This is a genomic window from Vibrio sp. JPW-9-11-11, assembly GCF_013369335.1.
In the GTDB taxonomy this organism is placed as follows: Bacteria; Pseudomonadota; Gammaproteobacteria; order Enterobacterales; family Vibrionaceae; genus Vibrio.
The window spans coordinates 1-18,555 of the sequence record NZ_SZQJ01000003.1 but is presented as its reverse complement, the minus strand read 5'-3'; the positions used below and the strand labels follow the sequence as shown (position 1 = coordinate 18,555).

The following is an 18,555-nucleotide window of genomic DNA, read 5'->3' as shown; positions in this document are numbered from 1 at the left end:
GCATCTCAATTTTATGTCGGGAGATTAACGACTGAAAAAAACAAATGGAAGTGAGAATGATTATTAAAAACATATTCATTGATATAAATCATCTATGCACCGGATATTGTTGAATTAGTTTTCTGCACATTGTTTACAATCTCGATAACAAAAAATTATTCACTGTTATGAAATGAAAATGACCTTAAGCCAACTATCTATTGGAGAAAGCGCGACGATTGTTTCTCATCAATCTAGCGGCTCAATTCGCCAACGCTTGCTTGATTTAGGGCTGATTCCACAATCTCAAATCAAGTTGATTCGTAAAGCGCCACTGCGTGACCCTTTTGAGTTTAGAGTGGGCGCGACTAGCGTCGTGATCAGAAAAACAGAAGCCGACACCGTCATCGTACGCTTGGCCGCGCTGTCGTAAGGAAATCGTAATGCAACGAAAAAAAGTACTACTGGCAGGCCAACAAAACGCGGGGAAATCGACGATTTTCAATATGCTGACGGGGGCGAGGCAACATGTGGCTAACTACCCAGGCGTCACTGTAGACAAAAAGACAGGCTATTTTTCATTAAACTGCGACACATACCAGCTCGTAGACCTCCCGGGAACGTATAGCTTAAGCTGCTACTCACTAGAAGAGAGGGTGGCGCGCGATGCCCTGCGACAAGAATCACCAGATGTAGTTCTCAACGTGGTCGATGCGGCCAACCTTAAGCGCTCTTTGCACTTAACCTTACAACTGATAGAGATGGGACAGCCGATGGCTGTGGCCCTCAACATGATGGACGTTGCTCAAGCCGCTGGCATTGATATCGATTCTGATGCGTTAAGCAAACAAATTGGCGTCCCCGTCGCGGAATGTATCGGTAGGAAAGGAAAAGGAGAAGAGCAGATCAGCGCGGCTGTGCTCAACGCTCAAAAGCGCACTAAGCCGATCGATTATCCGCAGATAGAGCCCGAGCTTTCTTCACTCACAGATTGGCTCGATGTGGCTATTCCCAATCAAAGCGATGCGCATCGCTGGCTTGCTCTACGGCTACTAGAGCGCGATAGTCATATCGATGAGTGGTTGCAAGACCAGCTGTCTGAGCAGCAAGCTGAGCAGTTGAGCGCAAAGGTCGAACGCTCTCTTCAGCGCATTGACGCGAAATTAACGGGCAGCGTCAGTGATTACATTGTTGCTCAGCGACATCTATATGTATCTGAGGTCGTGGAAGATTGCACTCGCCTGCCTCAGCACCCAATCGAAACACTGTCTGTGAGCGATAAAATTGACAAAATCGTTCTCAATAAGTTTGGTGCGCCACTGTTTCTTATCGCCACGGTTTTCATCATTTATCAAAGTTCCATCGTGTATGGATATGAGCTCACCAACTACTGGTGGCCCTATCTGGCAGGGTGTAGAGAGCTCATTGCGGGGATATTACCCGACGCGGGTTTTCTCCACGATCCTTATCTTCGATCGCTCGGTCTGTGGATTGTCGACTCAGCCAACACATTGCTCAACTATATTCCTATCTTTCTAATCTTGTTTGCGCTTATCGCTATCATTGAAGACTCTGGCTACATGGCCAGAATTGCGTTTATTTCAGATCGGGTACTCAACCGTTTTGGCCTTCATGGCCAAAGCACCCTGCCGATGATTCTCGCGGGGGTCTTTGCTGGCGGATGCGCGGTACCGGGCGTCATGGCAACCAAAGGCATTCCCGATAATCGTGCCCGTATTGCGACGATTCTCACCGTGCCTTACATGAACTGTTTGGCGAAAGTGCCTTTATATACCTTGCTGCTCGGTATTTTCTTTGTTGAAAACAAGTCTCTGATGACATTCTACATTTCGACAATTTCCATTATCGCAGCCCTACTGGTCGCAAAGCTATTGACCCAATCCGTACTACGTCGCACCGAGCAAGCGCCATTCGTCATGGAGTTGCCGCGTTACAACCTTCCTACGGCGCGCAGTGTGGTGACGCGTTCACTGGAAAGAACTTGGATGTACATACGCAAAGTGGGCACCATTGTCCTGGCCGTCTCTACAGTCATTTTCGTGCTGCTGCAATTTCCTGGCGTTCCTGAGCAAGAACAACAAGCGTTCCAAGCCAGAGCGGAACAAGCCGTCGCTCGCTTTCAAAAAGCGGCGCAAACCACCCAATACGCCGATGTATTTGACGAGCAGTCGCTGACTGATTTGGTCAACTTTTACACAGACTACCGCGCAGCAAAACTCAATGCCAAAGGCGCCGCTGCGTCGCAATCTGTCAATGATAGCTTTCAATCTCGCCATCCGCTCTACTACGCTATTTCGGCAAGAAAAGGGGGTAAAGAGGCAGCCAAACTCAATAAAGCACTCAGAAAACTGGCTTCAGAAAGAAAGAGAATTCGGCGAGAAATGAAGGAGAGGCGTCTTGAAGCCTCGTTGTTAGGTAGCTTTGGCCGGGCTTTAGAACCTGTGACACAATATGCAGGCTTCGATTGGAAGATCAACGTCGCGCTTTTTTCTTCGTTCGCCGCTCGTGAGAGCAGCGTTGCAACTTTAGGGGTGCTGTTTCAAGCCGACGAAGAGAGCAATCAAAAACTCGAGCAACGTATGGCGGAGTCGGATGAGCTGGCCTCTCATGGAGAAGTCGCCGCCGTTGCGCTGATCCTGTTTTTTATCTTGTACCCTCCCTGTCTTGCCACTGTAATGATGATAAAAGTACAGACTGGTGAGTATAAGTGGATGCTCCTATCTATGGTGTTACCCACCATGCTCGGCTTTACGGTTGCCACACTTGTCTACACGATCGGCACACGCTTGGCGTTAAGTGGCATCCAAGTGATGTCTCTTACCTACTTTTCGGCCTTAGCCGTTTTACTGATGGTTGGTCTGCGTGACAACGCGCAACAGAAAAAACAGGGGCAACCCATTCCAATTAAAATCGTCGAGAAATAGCATGTTCGAACAACATAATGCCGTCTTGGATGTGCTTGCGTTAATCGCCATAGTGAGCGTCGCCGTCCTCTATCTGTACATCCGGTTAGTGAAGAGAAAAGCCAGTTGCGGCAATGGTTGTGGCGGGTGCCCGAGCGCGCAAGACAAGACGCTTTAGGCGTGAAAACAGCGCCCTGCAGTAAGCAGGGCACTGTTTAATCCATGTCAATCTTTACATTACTCAAAGAGCCACTAGCCAAGCTCTCCCCACGTTGCGTCTTAAGCATAATACGCAAATCGTTAGCCGAATCAGCGCTATGCAATGCATCCTCTTCGCCAATTTTACCTTCCACTACCAGTTGATAAAGGGCTTGATCAAATGTCTGCATCCCGGATTGAGTTGATTTTGTCATCGCCGATTTCAGCTCGTGCAAATCCCCGCGACGAATCAAATCACTGATACGGGGCGTGTTAAGTAGCACCTCAAATGCCCCATGGCGTCCATGGCCACTTTTATCACGAACCAGTTGCTGACCAATTACACCGCGCAGGTTCATCGATAAATCAAATAGAAACTGCTCTTTTTGCTCTTTAGGTACTAGATGCAAAATACGCTCTAGAGCTTGATTGGCGTTGTTCGCGTGCAGCGTCGCCATACAAAGGTGCCCTGTCTCAGCAAAGGTCATCGCGTATTCCATGGTCTCACGCGAGCGGATTTCACCAATCAGAATCATGTCTGGGGCTTGACGGAGAGAATTCTTGAGCGCTACTTCATAACTTTGCGTATCCAGCCCCACTTCACGCTGGGTGACAATACAACCTTGGTGCTCATGAACAAACTCAATCGGGTCTTCCACGGTGAGGATATGACCGCTGCTGTTTTGATTACGATAGCCAGTCATCGCCGCCATTGTGGTTGATTTCCCAGATCCTGTCGCCCCAACCACTAATACTAAGCCTCGCTTGGCCATGGATAGCGACTTTAAGACCTCAGGTAGTTTCAATTCATCAAAACTTGGAATATGAGTTTCTATCCGGCGAATCACCGCGCCAGGCTGCTCTCGCTGATAAAAAGCGGAAACGCGAAAGCGGCCAAAATGACGTACGATGGCAAAATTAGCCTCTTTACTGGAATGAAAATCGTGTTGGCGGCTAGTGTCCATCATACCTTCAATAAGAGAAGTGACCATGGCGTGAGAGAGCTTCTCTCCTTCCGCTTTTAGCTCGCCATCGACACGATACAAAATCGGCGCGCCAACCGTGATATACAGGTCTGAACTCTTCTGTTCGATCATTTTTTGTAAATAGAGATCACTATCCATAGGGCTATCCTGCTCAGAACATGGTGGTTTCGAGTTCGATTTTCTTCGCGACTTCAGCTTGTTCAACTAACCCCTGAGCCAGCAACTGTTTGGCATTTTGCTCCATAGTTTGCATGCCATGCGCCGCGCCCGTTTGAATCACCGACATCATTTGCGCGACTTTATCTTCACGGATTAAGTTTCGAATCGCAGGCGTCGCCATCATAATCTCATGGCAAGCCACGCGCCCACCACCGATGCGTTTTAACAGTTTTTGTGCAATCACGGCTTTGAGTGATTCGGATAGCATTGAGCGCACCATCTCTTTGTCACTACCGGGGAAGACATCAATGATTCGGTCGATGGTTTTCGCCGCCGAACTCGTATGCAAGGTGCCAAACACCAAATGGCCAGTTTCGGCAGCCGTTAAGGCTAAACTGATCGTCTCTTGATCACGTAACTCACCGACTAAGATCACGTCCGGATCTTCACGCAAAGCACTGCGCAGAGCATTGTTGAAGCTATGGGTATCGCGATGGACTTCGCGCTGGTTTATCAAGCACTTGTCATTGCTATGGACAAACTCAATTGGGTCTTCGATGGTGAGAATATGCTTGTTGTGTTGACGATTGATATGGTCCACCATCGCCGCCAACGTCGTCGACTTACCCGAGCCTGTTGGTCCGGTCACTAGCACTAGCCCTTTTTCCATATTGGCAATGGTTTCAAAGATGGCCGGAGTGTCGAGTTGTTCGAGAGTAGGAATCTCAGTCGGAATAGTACGGAACACGGCTGCACAGCCACGCGACTGATTGAAGGCGTTGACACGAAAACGTCCCACATCCGGCAGTTCAAAAGAGAAGTCGACCTCCAGTCTTTCTTCAAACTCACTGCGCTGCGCGTCATTCATAATATCAAATACCAAGCGATGGACGTCCGCGTGATTAAAAGCCGGTACGCCCAGCTTGCGAACTTCACCGTCGATCCGCACCATTGGAGATACTCCAGCAGAAAGATGTAGATCTGACGCATTATGCTTTACACTAAAATCCAGTAACTCAGCGATATCCATTTAAAATCCTTAAGTAAAATCTGCTATGACTAGTATTCAACAAAACATTGAACAGATCACCTCACAGATTGAGAGTGCACAACAAAAGTGTGGACGCGGTCGAGACACAGTGCAACTTCTCGCGGTGAGTAAAACTAAGCCAGTAGAAGCGATACTCGCTGCCGCCGAGGCGGGCCAGCGCGCGTTTGGCGAAAACTACGTCCAAGAAGGGGTGGATAAAGTCGACTACTTTAACCAACACCACCCTGATTTGCCGCTAGAATGGCACTTTATCGGCCCGATTCAATCCAATAAATCACGCCACGTTGCCGAAAAGTTTGCTTGGGTCCACAGCATCGACCGTAGCAAGATAGCCCAGCGACTCAATGACCAAAGACCTGAAGGGATGGCGCCGCTGCAAGTGTTAATTCAAGTCAACACGAGTGGCGAAACCTCGAAATCAGGTACCAGCGATGAAGAAGTGTTTGCTCTTGCAGAGTTGATTTCTACCCTACCCAACCTCACGTTAAGAGGATTGATGTCGATTCCTGCCAACGTGCCTGACTATCAATCGCAGCTCGCCGCCTTTACTCACTTGGCGCAGTTGCAACAAAAACTCACGCAACGCTTGCCAGAGCAGAACATCGATACACTATCGATGGGAATGAGCGGCGATATGGAAGCGGCAATCACAGCGGGATCCACCATGGTACGAATTGGTACCGCCATTTTTGGTGCGCGTGATTACTCTCGCCGCAACTCGATGAGTTAATCTTGATGACTCAGTTTGTATAGATAAGGATAGAATTCTCAATGGAACACAAAAAGATTGCCTTTATTGGCGCGGGAAACATGGTCAGTGCTATCGTCGCGGGATTAGTGTCTGACGGATACCCAGCGGAGCTTATTACGGCCACAGCGCCTTCTGAAACGCGCCGTTTACCCCTTGAGCAAGAATACGCTATCCGCACCACCAGCGATAATCTTTGTGCCGTCAAAGAGGCAGAGGTTGTTGTGCTTTCAGTCAAGCCGCAAATGATGGAACAAGTGTGTGAACCGTTCAAAGGCTTAGATTTATCGGGCAAGCTGGTAATCTCGATTGCTGCGGGCATTAGTTGCGACCGCCTGATGCAGATGCTGGGACAAACCGTGAACTTAGTTCGCGTTATGCCCAACACACCCTCTCAACTTGGCTTAGGCATGAGCGGTTTGTTTGCTCCGCATGGAGTCAACCAAGCCGATAAAGCGTTTGCGGCTAAGCTGATGGAGTCGTGTGGAAAAGTGTGTTGGGTCGAACAAGAGTCAGGTATCAACAACGTGATTGCCGCCGCAGGCAGCGCGCCCGCATACTTCTTTCTCTTTATGGAAGCGATGCAAGCAGAAGCCATTGCTCAAGGGTTCGATAAGCACACAGCGCGACTTTTGGTGCAACAAGCGGCGTTAGGTGCAGCCAGTATGGTGGTCGAAAACCCACAAAGCGAGCTTTCCACCTTACGTGAAAACGTCACCTCTAAAGGTGGTACTACCGCAGAAGCGCTGCGAACGTTCAACCAACATCAACTTTCAGATATAGTAGCCAAAGCGATGCAAGCGGCAGTCGCGCGCGCTGAAGAGATGGAAAAACAATTTTAAACACCAGAGCACTTGCTCTCGCTAATAAGGGTTACCTATGAATTCAATGAGTTTTCTGATTTCCACCCTGTTTGATCTCTACATCATGGTGGTGATCTTACGGATCTGGTTGCAAGCTGCACGGGCTGACTTCTACAACCCGTTTTCTCAGTTCATTGTAAAAGCGACACAGCCGGTGGTCGCACCTCTGCGTCGCGTTATTCCTTCGCTCGGCAGTATCGATTTGGCAACACTGCTGTTTGCCTATGTACTTTGTGTACTCAAGTTCGTCGCACTGATTTTACTCGCCTCCAATGGTTCGGTTTCTTTCAGCGCTGACTTTTTATTCTTAGGTCTACTATCGCTGGTTAAAGCGGCAGGTGGCCTACTATTTTGGGTGCTATTGATCCGCGCGATCCTAAGTTGGGTCAGCCAAGGTCGCAGCCCAATTGAATACGTGTTCCACCAGTTAACCGAGCCAATGCTTGCGCCTATCCGCCGCATTATTCCAGCAATGGGCGGATTTGACCTTAGCGTATTAGTGCTGTTTATCGCATTGCAGTTCGCCAACTTCTTAATGGGCGACTTGATCGGACCAATCTGGTATCAGCTATAATGTCTCAAGCTGTTTGGTATCAAGGCGAAGACTTACTGCTTCGCCTCTACATCCAACCGAAAGCAAGCCGCGACAAAATTGTCGGCCAGCATGGCGACGAGCTAAAAGTAGCGATTACCGCTCCCCCCGTCGATGGTAAAGCCAATGCGCACTTGAGCAAGTTTCTCGCCAAACAGTTTAAGGTCGCGAAAGGACTGATTAGTATCGAAAAAGGAGAGTTAGGGCGTCATAAACAAGTGCGCGTCACCGCTCCCAAACAGATTCCAACTGAGATAAAAGCCATCCTATGATGGCTTTTGTTTTGATAATAACCATAAGGAAACACGATGAAACGATGGACAACGTTATTACTGACCGCGCTGTTTGCCATGCCAACTTGGGCTGGGCAGTTCAAAACCATCAAAGACGTTGAAGTTCACTATTCTGCGTTCAACTCAACGTTTTTAACGGCCAAAGTCGCTCGCAGCTACCAACTCAAACGCAATGGCTACTCAGCGATTATTAATATCAGCGTGCTGGATAATTCCCAAGCGGGAAAGCCCGCAACCACCGCAACGCTATCTGGCAGCGCTCGAAATCTGATTGGCCAAACCCGCGAGTTGCAGTTTAGACAAGTCAAAGAAGGGGACGCTATCTACTACTTGGCTGAATTCCCTATCTCTGATCAAGAACAACTGACCTTTAATCTTGATGTTAATGCTGGCATTAAAGGCGCTGGCACATTAAAGTTCAGCCAGAAATTTTACGTAGAAGAATAGTAACCAACAAGTGAACGATCATACGATGAAAACCAATAAAATTGTCCTCGCCACTGGCAATCAAGGTAAAGTACGCGAAATGGCTGACCTGCTGGCCGATTTCGGTTTTGATGTGGTCGCGCAAAGCGAGTTCAACGTCTCTGAAGTGGCCGAAACTGGGACCACTTTTATCGAAAATGCCATTATAAAGGCTCGTCATGCCGCCAAGGAAACTGGCTTACCCGCTATTGCTGATGACTCAGGCCTAGAAGTCGACTACCTGCAAGGTGCTCCCGGTATTTACTCGGCGCGTTACGCCGGTGAACACGCAACCGACCAAGAAAATCTTGAGAAACTACTCAGCGCACTACAAGACGTACCAGAAGCTGAACGCACAGCACGCTTCCATTGCGTGCTCGTGTTGATGCGCCATGAACACGATCCTACCCCTATCGTTTGTCATGGAAAATGGGAAGGGCGAATCTTAACCCAGGCACACGGTGACAATGGTTTTGGTTACGACCCGGTGTTTTACGTACCTGAAGACAAGTGCGCTTCGGCTGAACTAGAACCAGCACGCAAGAAACAGCTGTCTCACCGTGGCAAAGCGCTCAAACAACTGTTTGCGACCCTTGCAGAGCAGAATTAATGAACCAACTCACGCCTCCTGCGCTCAGCCTTTACGTCCATATCCCTTGGTGTGTACAGAAGTGCCCGTATTGTGATTTCAACTCGCACGCGCTAAAAAATGACATTCCAGAGCAAGAGTACATCGCAGCACTGCTTGAAGACTTGGACAGTGACATCGAACGTTATCAATTATCGGCTAACCCGCGTCCGCTACACTCGATTTTTATCGGTGGTGGCACACCTAGCCTTATCTCTGCTGAGGGTATTGCAACGCTGCTGCAAGGGATTGAGCACCGCATCCCTTTTCAGCAAGGCATAGAAATAACTATGGAGGCGAACCCAGGTACAATTGAAGCCGAGCGCTTCAGTGGCTATCGAAAAGCGGGGGTAACGCGCATCTCCATCGGCGTGCAGAGCTTTGAGCAAGCAAAACTTGAGCGGTTGGGGCGAATTCACGGCCAAGATGAAGCGGTCAATGCCGCCCACCTTGCCCATAAAATCGGCCTCAACAGCTTCAACCTCGACTTGATGCACGGTTTACCTGATCAATCCGTCGACCAAGCGCTTGCTGATCTTGAAAAAGCGATCGAACTGGATCCACCGCACCTATCTTGGTATCAGCTCACTATTGAGCCCAACACCCTCTTTTACTCCAAACCACCAACGTTACCGGACGATGACGCCCTATGGGACATCTTCGAACTCGGTCATCAGAAACTCGCCGCCGCTGGTTACGTTCAGTACGAGATCTCGGGTTACAGTAAGCCGGGCTACCAATGTCAGCATAATCTTAATTACTGGCGCTTTGGTGACTACTTGGGAATAGGTTGCGGGGCGCACGGTAAGCTCAGTTTTTCTGATGGACGAATTGTCCGAACAACCAAAGTTAAGCACCCCAAAGGCTACTTGGCGGCGTATCAAAACATGGTCAAACCTTACTTGGATAGCGAAATCAATGTTGAGGCTCAAGAGCGACCTTTTGAGTTCTTTATGAACCGCTTCCGTTTACTAGAAGCGTGCCCAAAACAAGACTTTTTGGATACCACAGGGCTCGGGCTGGAGGCGATTAAGCAGACGATGGATTGGGCTATCGATAGAGGCTATATCGATGAAAGTGACGCTCATTGGCAAGTCACCCAGAAAGGCAAATTGTTCCTCAACGACTTGCTCGAAGCCTTTATGACAGAAGAAAACTAATCTTTTTTCATGAGCTCTGCATCAAGCACAGCCCAAACATGGAGCGCAAAGTAAGTGCGATAAGGCGTTACGGCTTGAAGGATCTCTTCACCACTGACGCCTTGCTGTTGAGCGAGGCTTTCTAACCCGCGTGTTAGCGCTACATCCCCTGCAGACCATACATCAGGATGAGCAAAGAAAAACATCAGCGCCATTTCGGCGGTCCACTGCCCGACACCCCACAGTTGAACTAACTGCTGGGTAATAAACTCGGCGTCATCACTTTGAAATATTGAAGGGCAAATTGTGCCATTACTCAACGCCTGGTTAATGCCTAGCAAGGTTTTGACTTTAGCATTGGAGAGTCCGCACTTCCTGAGCGCGTCGTAGTGTTGCTCCACCAGCAAAGCCTCTAACCCATTTGAGTCTGCTTGAACTTCCACTCGGCTCCAAATGGTTTTCGCCGCCGTCACCGACAGTTGTTGCCCTGCTACCGCTCGGCTTAAATAGGCCAGAAACCGCTCTGGTGGCTGCTTATCAACTTGCTGCGGGCCATTACTGGCCACCATCGCGTGCACCACAGGGTAGGCGATGAGCTTATCCAATAAGTCGGCATGAATATGGTCAGAATGTTGTCGTGTCATCTCGCCTCCTTGCGCACTCTATTGTTATTCTAGAATATTGAGCGGCCTATCCGCTCTGATAACAACTCAAGTGCCTTGGTCCCGGCCAGTGAATTGCCTGACGGATCCAGTTCAGGAGACCACACTGCGATGGTCATCTCTCCCGGCACGACCGCCATTATGCCGCCTCCGACACCAGATTTACCCGGCATCCCCACTCGATAAGCAAACTCGCCCGCACCATCGTATAAACCACAAGTGGCTAACAAGGCGTTAAGTTGTTTAGTTTGAGTGGGCGTAATCACGGCTTTTCCAGTTTGCACTGAGGTGCCTTTGTTGGCCAAGTAGCTAAATGTTTTTGCTAAATCGACACAGCTCATCTTAAGAGCACAGGCGTGGAAGTAGTTATTGAGCACCGGAATCACTTCGTTTTCAAAGTTGCCAAATGAGCGCATCAGATAGGCAATGGCAGCATTGCGGTCACTGTGCATCATTTCCGACGCTGCCACCACTTTGTCATAACAAATATGGGTGTCGCCGGATAACTGACGCACAAACTCCAGCAATCGCTGACGCGGCGCCGATAAACGACTATTGAGCAAATCAGCGACCACTATCGCCCCGGCATTAATGAAAGGGTTACGTGGGATCCCCTGCTCCATTTCAAGCTGAATCAGAGAGTTGAATGCCTGTCCTGACGGTTCTTTGCCGACGCGTGACCATATTTCTTCCGGTTTATACAGCCCCATCGCCAAGGTTAGGCTAAGGGCTTTTGAAATAGACTGAATCGAAAACGCTTCGTCCGTATCGCCCGCTTTTATCACTTCACCTTGATTAGTAAACACAGCGATACCAAGCTTGTGGGCAGGAACTTTCGCCAATGCAGGAATGTAATCAGCGACTTTTCCGTGGCCAATTAAAGGGCGAACTTCATCAAGAATTTCGGCAAGAATCTCAGGGGTTGGCTTCATGAGTTACCTCTATTTTTCAAAGGCTTATTATTTTTCTTATAGGGTCAAAAAAGCCAACATCCGCAGTGGTGTTGGCTTTAGTAAAGTGTGCTGGTTAACAATAACTCAGTCAATCATTATTTGCTGCGTTTGAACTTAATGTCCCATACGCCATGACCAAGACGATGACCACGCGCCTCAAATTTAGTGAGCGGGCGATCATCAGGACGAGGGACAAAATCACCGTCAGTCGCAATGTTTTCAAAACCTGGCGCTTGGTTCATAACTTCAATCATATGCTCAGCGTAATTTTCCCAGTCGGTCGCCATATGGAAGATCCCTTCGCCGACGATCAATTTCTGGCGAACCATCTCAGCAAAGTCCAACTGAACAATACGACGTTTGTGGTGACGTTTTTTGTGCCACGGATCAGGGAAGAACAGCTGCAGGGTTGCCAAGCTGCTATCTGGGATCATGTTGGCAAACACTTCAACCGCATCGTGACACATCACACGTAGGTTGGTGACACCTGCGTCACGCGCATCCGACAAACAGGCACCGACGCCTGGGCTATGTACTTCAATACCGATGAAGTTTTTCTCTGGGGCATTTTTGGCCATTTCGACCAATGACGCGCCCATACCGAAACCAATTTCCAACACCACTGGATTGTCATTACCAAACACTTGTTTCCAATCAAGTGGCTTATCTTGGTAGTCAATCCCCATGGTCGGCCAGCACTCTTTCATCGCGCTTTCTTGACCTTTGGTCAAGCGACCTTCGCGTCGAACAAAGCTGCGAACTTTGCGTATCAGTTTACCGTCTTCGTTGTATTCGTTAGTGGTCACTTCACTCATGATATTGCCTGTTTAAAAATTGGTCTCGACTCAAAGGGATTGTGATTATCCAAAGAATCGCCATTGGTGCAAGTTTTTTAGCGTATTTGATCCATTGCAACAGAATGGATGCGGCCCACTCTCTATACCCTCACTGTTTGTCGGTTGTACTTTAACGCCCAATTGTGGTTAATTTGGCCTGATTAAAACTAAACCATAGAGCATGTCGTGACTCCTTTCGCTAAAGCCATCTTAGAGTGGTACGAAAACTATGGGCGTAAAAGCCTACCTTGGCAGCAAAATAAAACCGCATATAGTGTGTGGCTGTCGGAAATTATGTTGCAACAAACCCAAGTGGCTACCGTCATCCCGTATTATGAGCGTTTTCTCGCGCGCTTTCCCACGGTGATTGATCTCGCCCAGGCCGACCAAGATGAAGTTCTACATCTGTGGACCGGCCTTGGGTATTACGCGCGCGCGCGCAACTTACATAAGGCGGCGCAAATCGTCGCAGAGCAGTATCAAGGTGAATTTCCGCTAGAAATCGAGCAACTGAACGCCCTACCGGGTATCGGCCGCTCGACAGCCGCAGCGGTGCTCTCTTCGGTCTATAAACAGCCTCACGCGATCTTAGACGGCAACGTCAAACGCACATTAGCACGCTGCTTTGCGGTGCCCGGATGGCCTGGGCAAAAAAAAGTCGAGAACCAACTATGGCAATACGCAGAGCAACATACCCCAAACCGAGATGTCGACAAGTACAATCAAGCCATGATGGATATGGGGGCCATGGTATGTACCCGCAGTAAACCCAAATGCGGCTTGTGCCCCGTTGCGTCTCTATGTCAAGCCAACAAACAGGGCAACCCACTCGATTATCCGGGTAAAAAACCGAAGAAAGAAAAACCTATCAAAGAAACTTGGTTCGTTATGTTGCACCACGACGGAGAGGTTTGGCTGGAGCAGCGTCCACAAAGCGGGATTTGGGGCGGTCTGTTCTGTTTTCCCGAAGACTCAGAGGCACAATGGGCTGACCTGTTGCCTAAGCGTGGTATCACCGACCAACATATCAAACGCCAAAGTCAGCTGATCGCGTTTCGTCACACGTTTAGCCACTACCATCTCGATATCACACCAATTTTGGTAGACCTATCAAAGCAACCTGATGTGATAATGGAAGCAGACAAAGGTCTTTGGTATAACTTATCCCAACCGGAAGCGATCGGTTTAGCTGCACCAGTCAAACAACTGCTGCAAAGCTTACCGTCAGAGCTTCACATTTAATTAGTCTAAGGAGTCGTTATGAGCCGCACTGTATTTTGTGCTCGACTACAAAAAGAAGCCGAAGGTCTCGACTTTCAACTTTATCCGGGTGAACTCGGCAAGCGTATTTTTGATAATATTTCTAAAGAGGCGTGGGCGCAGTGGCAACACAAGCAAACCATGCTGATCAATGAAAAAAAACTCAATATGATGGATCCTGAACACCGTAAGTTGATCGAAACTGAAATGGTTAACTTCTTGTTCGAGGGCAAAGAAGTTCATATCGAAGGGTACACACCGCCTAGCGAGTAACGCTGGGTAGAGAGTGACGAATAAGAGATGACATCATTGCCTGCAGTGATGTCATTTTTTTAGGGATACTATGAGAAAGTTCGCGTACGTACTGCTGATGTTGGCTCTATCAGGCTGTAGCCGAGAGTTCATTGAAGACATTTATGATATCAACTACGAGCCGACCAATCGTTTTGCCAAAAACTTGGCCGAACTTCCCGGTCAGTTTGCAAAAGATACCGCCGCGCTTGATGCATTAATCAGCAGTTTTTCCGGTAATATTGAGAAACGCTGGGGACGCAGCGAAGTCAAATTTGCGGGTAAAAGCAACTACGTTAAGTACATCGATAACTACCTCAGCCGCTCAGAAGTCAACTTCGATAAAGGGCTCATTACGGTCGAAACCGTATCACCTACTGATCCCAAAGGGCATCTTAAAAATGCCATTATTACCACGCTTCTCACTCCCGACGATCCGGCAAGTGTCGATCTTTTCTCCTCCAAAGAGATTACCCTAGAAGGCCAACCTTTCCTCTATCGCCAAGTCGTCGACCAAGATAATAAACCGATTCAATGGAGTTGGCGCGCAAACCGCTTTGCTGAATACCTGATCGCCAACAAGCTTAAAGTTAAAGATGTCGATTTTAAAAAAGCGTACTATGTCGAAATCCCAATGGTTGCCGAGCAGTTTGAGATACGCAGCTACAAGTACGCCGATATCGTCCAACGCGCTTCGCGCAAGTATGACATCCCTGAAGACTTGATCTACGCGATCATCAAAACCGAAAGTAGCTTTAATCCTTATGCAGTTAGTTGGGCTAACGCCTATGGCTTAATGCAAGTTGTGCCCAAAACCGCTGGTAAGGATGTGTTCAAGCTAGTAAAGAAAAAGTCAGGCCAACCCAGCCCCGAATACTTGTTCAACCCTGAGAACAATATCGATACCGGTACTGCCTACTTTTACATTCTCAAAAATCGCTACTTAAAAGATGTCAGCCACCCACTGTCTCTCGAGTACAGTATGATCTCTGCTTACAACGGGGGAACGGGGGGCGTGTTAAACACGTTTAACCGAAGCGACAGAAAACGCGCGATGCGCGACCTCAACTCATTGCAACCCAATCAAGTATATTGGGCATTAACCAAAAAACACCCCAATGCAGAAGCGCGTCGTTATCTTGAAAAAGTGACTAAATTCAAGAAGGATTTCAATTCTGGTAAGTCATAAGCGTAAAAACGCCTAAATAATCAGCACTCGGCCACTTTTTTGAAGTTTTTTCTAAAAACAAGTTGACGGCAAAGCGGAAAATCCGTTTAATAGCGCTCCGTTGCCCGGATAGCTCAGTCGGTAGAGCAGAGGATTGAAAATCCTCGTGTCGGTGGTTCGATTCCGCCTCCGGGCACCACAATTTGATTTGTTGGTGTTTTAGCAAAATGTTATCTCACGGACAAAAGCACAAAGAATACAGTGTGCCGACTTAGCTCAGTAGGTAGAGCAACTGACTTGTAATCAGTAGGTCACCAGTTCGATTCCGGTAGTCGGCACCATTCTTTTGCCTCGATAGCTCAGTCGGTAGAGCAGAGGATTGAAAATCCTCGTGTCGGTGGTTCGATTCCGCCTCGAGGCACCATTATTTGGTGCGCTTGCTCAATGGCAAGACACAGACAGAATAGTTCCTCCTTAGCTCAGTTGGTAGAGCGACGGACTGTTAATCCGCAGGTCGCTGGTTCGAGCCCAGCAGGAGGAGCCACTTTCAAAAGCCAAGTCGCAAGACTTGGCTTTTTTGTATCCACACCTTACGACGCTCCTTCTTTCTCCCTGCTTTCTGCGAATAAAACCACTCTCAACCACTTAAATGTTATGCATTTGTTAGCGTAATCAGCACTTATTTTTACCCTAAAATTTAATCCGTGTCATAAAAAGAATCCTGGTCGCTATTTGGTTAACAAGTTCTACACTAAGATGACAAACAGATGAAATGAGTCAATTAAGCGCTCAAAACTTTATAAAACGAACAAAAAGCGAGCATCATATGAAATTAAGGACACAAGCTTATTTGCTATCAGGAATTATCTTAATCGCTTTGCTTGCACTGACGGCGACAGGATTGTGGACGCTGCGCGTTGCAAGTAACCTCGACAATAAAGCGCGTGTCACGGAGCTTTTCAATAGTGCCTACAGCATCTTAACGGAAGTAGAGAAAATGGCGGCGGATGGCACACTCTCCGACCAACAGGCAAAATCGATGGCCACCCGCTTACTACGTAACAATATCTACAAAGACAATGAATACGTTTATGTTGCCGATGAGAAGATGACCTTCATCGCCACCCCACTCGACCCACAACTGCATGGAACCAGCTTTCACGATTTTAAAGATGGCAATGGCGATAGCGTTGGCCAATTAATTCAAGATGTATTGGGGCGTCAAACCGGTCAACTGGTCGAGTACACTTGGACTCAAAAGCAAGCAGACGGCAGTATCGAAGAAAAGCTATCGATCGCCAAGAAAACGCCTCGCTGGAATTGGGTTGTCGGTACGGGAATCGGCTTTAACGAAGTGAATGCGCGTTTTTGGGCGACCGCCCAGTGGCAGTTAATGCTGTGTTTGATCATCGCTTCGGCAATACTCGCGACGTTGATTTTTTCGATTCGTCGCATGCTTGCGCTCTTGGGAGGAGAACCACAAGATGTGCGCAATGCGGTGCAAGACGTCGCAAATGGTAACATTCAAACGTCGTTTGCTGAGCCAGCTGCACAAGGCAGTATTTATGAAGCCGTACAGCAAATGAGCCTTTCGCTAGCCAAACTGGTCGAGAACCTCGATGGTTCAATGCACGCACTACGCAGTGAGCTGGCTCAGGTAGAAGAACGCTCGGCGAGTATTGCCCAATTAACCGACTCGCAACAACAATCAACCGCTATGATTGCGACGGCAATGACCGAGATGGCTTCATCAGCGAACAATGTTGCCGATTCCGCTAGTGATACCGCTAAAAACACCGACGAAGCAGACAAGCAGAGCCAACATACCCAACACTTAATCCACAATACGGTCGACAATATCCAAGGGCTCGCGAACCAACTCAATGCGGCCAGTAAAGCTGTCGCTGACCTCGATACCAACGTGAATAGCATTGTCAAAGTACTAGATGTGATTGGGGACATTGCCGAACAAACTAACCTTCTCGCTCTCAATGCCGCTATCGAAGCCGCGCGCGCGGGCGAACAAGGCCGTGGCTTTGCGGTTGTTGCTGACGAGGTTCGTAACTTAGCGGGAAGAACTCAAGACAGCACTAAAGAGATCCAACAAATGATCACCAATCTCCAGGAGGGCTCGCGCAATGCGATTCAGACCATGGAAGTTTGTGCAGAAACCAGCGAGAGCACTGTACACGAATCTCAAAACGCTTCAGAGGCATTGCAACAGATTGTTGTCGCGCTAGAGTCCATTACTCAAATGAGCCACCAAATCGCTACCGCAGCGGCAGAACAGACTCAGGTCAGTGACGATATTTCGCAGCGTATCAATCTCATAGAAGAAAACGGCAATCAACTAAGCGGAGTGGTGACCGAAAGCCACAACAGCACTCAAAGCCTCGCTCAGTTAGCGAATGAACTGGAAACCTGGGTGAGTAAGTTTACGGTTAAGCACTAATCAAGCCTAGACACAATAAAAGCACGCCTCTTCGCGTGCTTTTATTCCCTTCAATGCAAACTATTTAACAAAATATCGTCTGCTACTGTTGTTGCCATTTATACACTTGTTGGCCAAAATGGATAAAAACAGCCCATTAAGTATAGAAAAACAACAAACGATATTTTTTTTGCATTTTGATGTTGACCTAAAGCACGAAAAGCATTTTAATACACCTCGTCGCCCGGATAGCTCAGTCGGTAGAGCAGAGGATTGAAAATCCTCGTGTCGGTGGTTCGATTCCGCCTCCGGGCACCACAATTTGATTTGTTGGTGTTTTAGCAAAATGTTATCTCACGGACAAAAGCACAAAGAATAGAGTAGGCCGACTTAGCTCAGTAGGTAGAGCAACTGACTTGTAATCAGTAGGTCACCAGTTCGATTCCGGTAGTCGGCACCATTCTCTTGCCTCGATAGCTCAGTCGGTAGAGCAGAGGATTGAAAATCCTCGTGTCGGTGGTTCGATTCCGCCTCGAGGCACCATTATTTGGTGCGCTTGCTCAATGGCAAGACACAGACAGAATAGTTCAGTAGGTCACCAGTTCGATTCCGGTAGTCGGCACCATTCTCAGGTCGCTGGTTCGAGCCCAGCAGGAGGAGCCACTTTCAAAAGCCAAGTCGCAAGACTTGGCTTTTTTGTATCCACACCTTACGACGCTCCTTCTTTCTCCCTGCTTTCTGCGAATAAAACCACTCTCAACCACTTAAATGTTATGCATTTGTTAGCGTAATCAGCACTTATTTTTACCCTAAAATTTAATCCGTGTCATAAAAAGAATCCTGGTCGCTATTTGGTTAACAAGTTCTACACTAAGATGACAAACAGATGAAATGAGTCAATTAAGCGCTCAAAACTTTATAAAACGAAC

At 48.2% G+C, this 18,555-nt stretch carries 19 protein-coding genes and 7 tRNA genes; 21 read left to right on the top strand and 5 right to left on the bottom strand.

Annotated elements, in window-relative coordinates; genetic code table 11:
• The first annotated feature begins 178 nt into the window (after window positions 1-178).
• Genes FCU94_RS01605 through FCU94_RS01595 form a run of 3 tightly spaced genes read left to right on the top strand, consistent with a single transcriptional unit; the run spans window position 179 to window position 3,081 of the window.
• Window positions 179-412, top strand: coding sequence for a FeoA family protein (locus tag FCU94_RS01605; RefSeq protein WP_255199219.1), 234 nt, complete (start codon window positions 179-181; stop codon window positions 410-412).
• A gap of 10 nt (window positions 413-422) precedes the next feature.
• Entirely contained in the window at window positions 423-2,924 is a 2,502-nt protein-coding gene (gene feoB, locus FCU94_RS01600; RefSeq protein WP_176286812.1) for a ferrous iron transport protein B, read from the top strand.
• 1 nt (window position 2,925) lies between these two features.
• Window positions 2,926-3,081: a FeoB-associated Cys-rich membrane protein gene (locus FCU94_RS01595; protein WP_176286811.1), complete on the top strand. Its 156-nt coding sequence runs from the start codon at window positions 2,926-2,928 to the stop codon at window positions 3,079-3,081.
• A gap of 37 nt (window positions 3,082-3,118) precedes the next feature.
• On the opposite strand, the gene FCU94_RS01590 is transcribed toward FCU94_RS01595, so the two are convergent.
• Entirely contained in the window at window positions 3,119-4,225 is a 1,107-nt protein-coding gene (locus FCU94_RS01590; protein WP_176286810.1) for a PilT/PilU family type 4a pilus ATPase, read from the bottom strand.
• Between the two features lie 13 nt (window positions 4,226-4,238).
• On the bottom strand, window positions 4,239-5,276 hold the full coding sequence (locus tag FCU94_RS01585) for a type IV pilus twitching motility protein PilT (RefSeq protein WP_176286809.1): 1,038 nt from the start codon (window positions 5,274-5,276) through the stop codon (window positions 4,239-4,241).
• Between the two features lie 25 nt (window positions 5,277-5,301).
• Between FCU94_RS01585 and FCU94_RS01580 the strand changes: the two genes are divergently transcribed.
• Genes FCU94_RS01580 through hemW form a run of 7 tightly spaced genes read left to right on the top strand, consistent with a single transcriptional unit; the run spans window position 5,302 to window position 10,046 of the window.
• On the top strand, window positions 5,302-6,027 hold the full coding sequence (locus tag FCU94_RS01580) for a YggS family pyridoxal phosphate-dependent enzyme (RefSeq protein WP_176286808.1): 726 nt from the start codon (window positions 5,302-5,304) through the stop codon (window positions 6,025-6,027).
• A gap of 41 nt (window positions 6,028-6,068) precedes the next feature.
• Window positions 6,069-6,887 (top strand): pyrroline-5-carboxylate reductase, encoded by an 819-nt coding sequence (gene proC, locus FCU94_RS01575; protein WP_176286807.1) that lies wholly within the window; start codon window positions 6,069-6,071, stop codon window positions 6,885-6,887.
• 37 nt (window positions 6,888-6,924) lie between these two features.
• Window positions 6,925-7,482 carry a YggT family protein gene (locus tag FCU94_RS01570; RefSeq protein ID WP_176286806.1) on the top strand — a complete coding sequence of 186 codons (558 nt, stop codon included), beginning with the start codon at window positions 6,925-6,927 and terminating at the stop codon, window positions 7,480-7,482.
• A complete protein-coding gene (gene yggU / locus FCU94_RS01565) occupies window positions 7,482-7,772 on the top strand; it encodes a DUF167 family protein YggU (protein WP_176286805.1) in 291 nt (96 codons plus the stop codon). The genes FCU94_RS01570 and yggU overlap by 1 nt, the downstream gene beginning before the upstream one ends.
• 36 nt (window positions 7,773-7,808) lie before the next feature.
• Window positions 7,809-8,240 (top strand): DUF4426 domain-containing protein, encoded by a 432-nt coding sequence (locus FCU94_RS01560; protein WP_176286804.1) that lies wholly within the window; start codon window positions 7,809-7,811, stop codon window positions 8,238-8,240.
• 25 nt (window positions 8,241-8,265) lie between these two features.
• Window positions 8,266-8,868, top strand: coding sequence for an XTP/dITP diphosphatase (locus FCU94_RS01555; protein WP_176286803.1), 603 nt, complete (start codon window positions 8,266-8,268; stop codon window positions 8,866-8,868).
• Window positions 8,868-10,046: a radical SAM family heme chaperone HemW gene (hemW, locus tag FCU94_RS01550; protein ID WP_176286802.1), complete on the top strand. Its 1,179-nt coding sequence runs from the start codon at window positions 8,868-8,870 to the stop codon at window positions 10,044-10,046. Before FCU94_RS01555 ends, hemW begins: the two co-directional genes overlap by 1 nt.
• Here the strand turns inward: hemW and FCU94_RS01545 are convergent.
• The 3 genes from FCU94_RS01545 to trmB all read right to left on the bottom strand — a co-directional run bounded on the left by FCU94_RS01545 (window position 10,043) and on the right by trmB (window position 12,455).
• Window positions 10,043-10,669, bottom strand: a complete 627-nt coding sequence (locus tag FCU94_RS01545; RefSeq protein ID WP_176286801.1) for a DNA-3-methyladenine glycosylase family protein — start codon at window positions 10,667-10,669, stop codon at window positions 10,043-10,045. The genes hemW and FCU94_RS01545 overlap by 4 nt on opposite strands.
• Before the next feature lie 29 nt (window positions 10,670-10,698).
• Window positions 10,699-11,619: a glutaminase B gene (glsB, locus tag FCU94_RS01540; protein ID WP_176286800.1), complete on the bottom strand. Its 921-nt coding sequence runs from the start codon at window positions 11,617-11,619 to the stop codon at window positions 10,699-10,701.
• Window positions 11,620-11,735: 116 nt separating this feature from the next.
• Entirely contained in the window at window positions 11,736-12,455 is a 720-nt protein-coding gene (trmB, locus tag FCU94_RS01535) for a tRNA (guanosine(46)-N7)-methyltransferase TrmB (protein ID WP_176286799.1), read from the bottom strand.
• A gap of 207 nt (window positions 12,456-12,662) precedes the next feature.
• Here trmB and mutY point away from each other — a divergent pair, with 207 nt between their 5' ends.
• The 11 genes from mutY to FCU94_RS01480 all read left to right on the top strand — a co-directional run bounded on the left by mutY (window position 12,663) and on the right by FCU94_RS01480 (window position 18,169).
• The gene (mutY, locus tag FCU94_RS01530) at window positions 12,663-13,718 is read left to right on the top strand and encodes an A/G-specific adenine glycosylase (RefSeq protein ID WP_176286798.1); all 1,056 of its coding nucleotides are present in this window, start codon (window positions 12,663-12,665) and stop codon (window positions 13,716-13,718) included.
• An 18-nt stretch (window positions 13,719-13,736) separates the two neighbouring features.
• Window positions 13,737-14,009, top strand: a complete 273-nt coding sequence (locus FCU94_RS01525; RefSeq protein WP_176286797.1) for an oxidative damage protection protein — start codon at window positions 13,737-13,739, stop codon at window positions 14,007-14,009.
• A 70-nt stretch (window positions 14,010-14,079) separates the two neighbouring features.
• Entirely contained in the window at window positions 14,080-15,216 is a 1,137-nt protein-coding gene (mltC, locus tag FCU94_RS01520) for a membrane-bound lytic murein transglycosylase MltC (RefSeq protein ID WP_176286796.1), read from the top strand.
• Window positions 15,217-15,318: 102 nt separating this feature from the next.
• Window positions 15,319-15,394: transfer RNA gene (locus FCU94_RS01515), tRNA-Phe, on the top strand.
• 66 nt (window positions 15,395-15,460) lie between these two features.
• A tRNA-Thr gene (locus FCU94_RS01510) sits at window positions 15,461-15,536 on the top strand.
• Window positions 15,537-15,543: 7 nt separating this feature from the next.
• Window positions 15,544-15,619: transfer RNA gene (locus FCU94_RS01505), tRNA-Phe, on the top strand.
• Between the two features lie 44 nt (window positions 15,620-15,663).
• Window positions 15,664-15,739: transfer RNA gene (locus FCU94_RS01500), tRNA-Asn, on the top strand.
• 282 nt (window positions 15,740-16,021) lie between these two features.
• Window positions 16,022-17,647 carry a methyl-accepting chemotaxis protein gene (locus tag FCU94_RS01495; protein ID WP_176286795.1) on the top strand — a complete coding sequence of 542 codons (1,626 nt, stop codon included), beginning with the start codon at window positions 16,022-16,024 and terminating at the stop codon, window positions 17,645-17,647.
• A 221-nt stretch (window positions 17,648-17,868) separates the two neighbouring features.
• Window positions 17,869-17,944: transfer RNA gene (locus FCU94_RS01490), tRNA-Phe, on the top strand.
• Window positions 17,945-18,010: 66 nt separating this feature from the next.
• Window positions 18,011-18,086: transfer RNA gene (locus FCU94_RS01485), tRNA-Thr, on the top strand.
• A gap of 7 nt (window positions 18,087-18,093) precedes the next feature.
• Window positions 18,094-18,169: transfer RNA gene (locus FCU94_RS01480), tRNA-Phe, on the top strand.
• Window positions 18,170-18,555: the final 386 nt, after the last annotated feature.

What these genes read in the sequence shown, in the direction of transcription:
- FCU94_RS01580 (WP_176286808.1), top strand. Translation starts at nt 5,302, where the DNA reads ATGACTAGTATTCAACAAAACATTGAACAGATCACCTCACAGATTGAG.
- FCU94_RS01495 (WP_176286795.1), top strand. Translation starts at nt 16,022, where the DNA reads ATGAAATTAAGGACACAAGCTTATTTGCTATCAGGAATTATCTTAATC.
- FCU94_RS01555 (WP_176286803.1), top strand. Translation starts at nt 8,266, where the DNA reads ATGAAAACCAATAAAATTGTCCTCGCCACTGGCAATCAAGGTAAAGTA.
- FCU94_RS01525 (WP_176286797.1), top strand. Translation starts at nt 13,737, where the DNA reads ATGAGCCGCACTGTATTTTGTGCTCGACTACAAAAAGAAGCCGAAGGT.
- FCU94_RS01590 (WP_176286810.1), bottom strand. Translation starts at nt 4,225, where the DNA reads ATGGATAGTGATCTCTATTTACAAAAAATGATCGAACAGAAGAGTTCA.
- FCU94_RS01560 (WP_176286804.1), top strand. Translation starts at nt 7,809, where the DNA reads ATGAAACGATGGACAACGTTATTACTGACCGCGCTGTTTGCCATGCCA.
- FCU94_RS01585 (WP_176286809.1), bottom strand. Translation starts at nt 5,276, where the DNA reads ATGGATATCGCTGAGTTACTGGATTTTAGTGTAAAGCATAATGCGTCA.
- yggU (WP_176286805.1), top strand. Translation starts at nt 7,482, where the DNA reads ATGTCTCAAGCTGTTTGGTATCAAGGCGAAGACTTACTGCTTCGCCTC.
- trmB (WP_176286799.1), bottom strand. Translation starts at nt 12,455, where the DNA reads ATGAGTGAAGTGACCACTAACGAATACAACGAAGACGGTAAACTGATA.
- feoB (WP_176286812.1), top strand. Translation starts at nt 423, where the DNA reads ATGCAACGAAAAAAAGTACTACTGGCAGGCCAACAAAACGCGGGGAAA.
- FCU94_RS01595 (WP_176286811.1), top strand. Translation starts at nt 2,926, where the DNA reads ATGTTCGAACAACATAATGCCGTCTTGGATGTGCTTGCGTTAATCGCC.
- FCU94_RS01570 (WP_176286806.1), top strand. Translation starts at nt 6,925, where the DNA reads ATGAATTCAATGAGTTTTCTGATTTCCACCCTGTTTGATCTCTACATC.
- FCU94_RS01605 (WP_255199219.1), top strand. Translation starts at nt 179, where the DNA reads ATGACCTTAAGCCAACTATCTATTGGAGAAAGCGCGACGATTGTTTCT.
- hemW (WP_176286802.1), top strand. Translation starts at nt 8,868, where the DNA reads ATGAACCAACTCACGCCTCCTGCGCTCAGCCTTTACGTCCATATCCCT.
- proC (WP_176286807.1), top strand. Translation starts at nt 6,069, where the DNA reads ATGGAACACAAAAAGATTGCCTTTATTGGCGCGGGAAACATGGTCAGT.
- glsB (WP_176286800.1), bottom strand. Translation starts at nt 11,619, where the DNA reads ATGAAGCCAACCCCTGAGATTCTTGCCGAAATTCTTGATGAAGTTCGC.
- FCU94_RS01545 (WP_176286801.1), bottom strand. Translation starts at nt 10,669, where the DNA reads ATGACACGACAACATTCTGACCATATTCATGCCGACTTATTGGATAAG.
- mltC (WP_176286796.1), top strand. Translation starts at nt 14,080, where the DNA reads ATGAGAAAGTTCGCGTACGTACTGCTGATGTTGGCTCTATCAGGCTGT.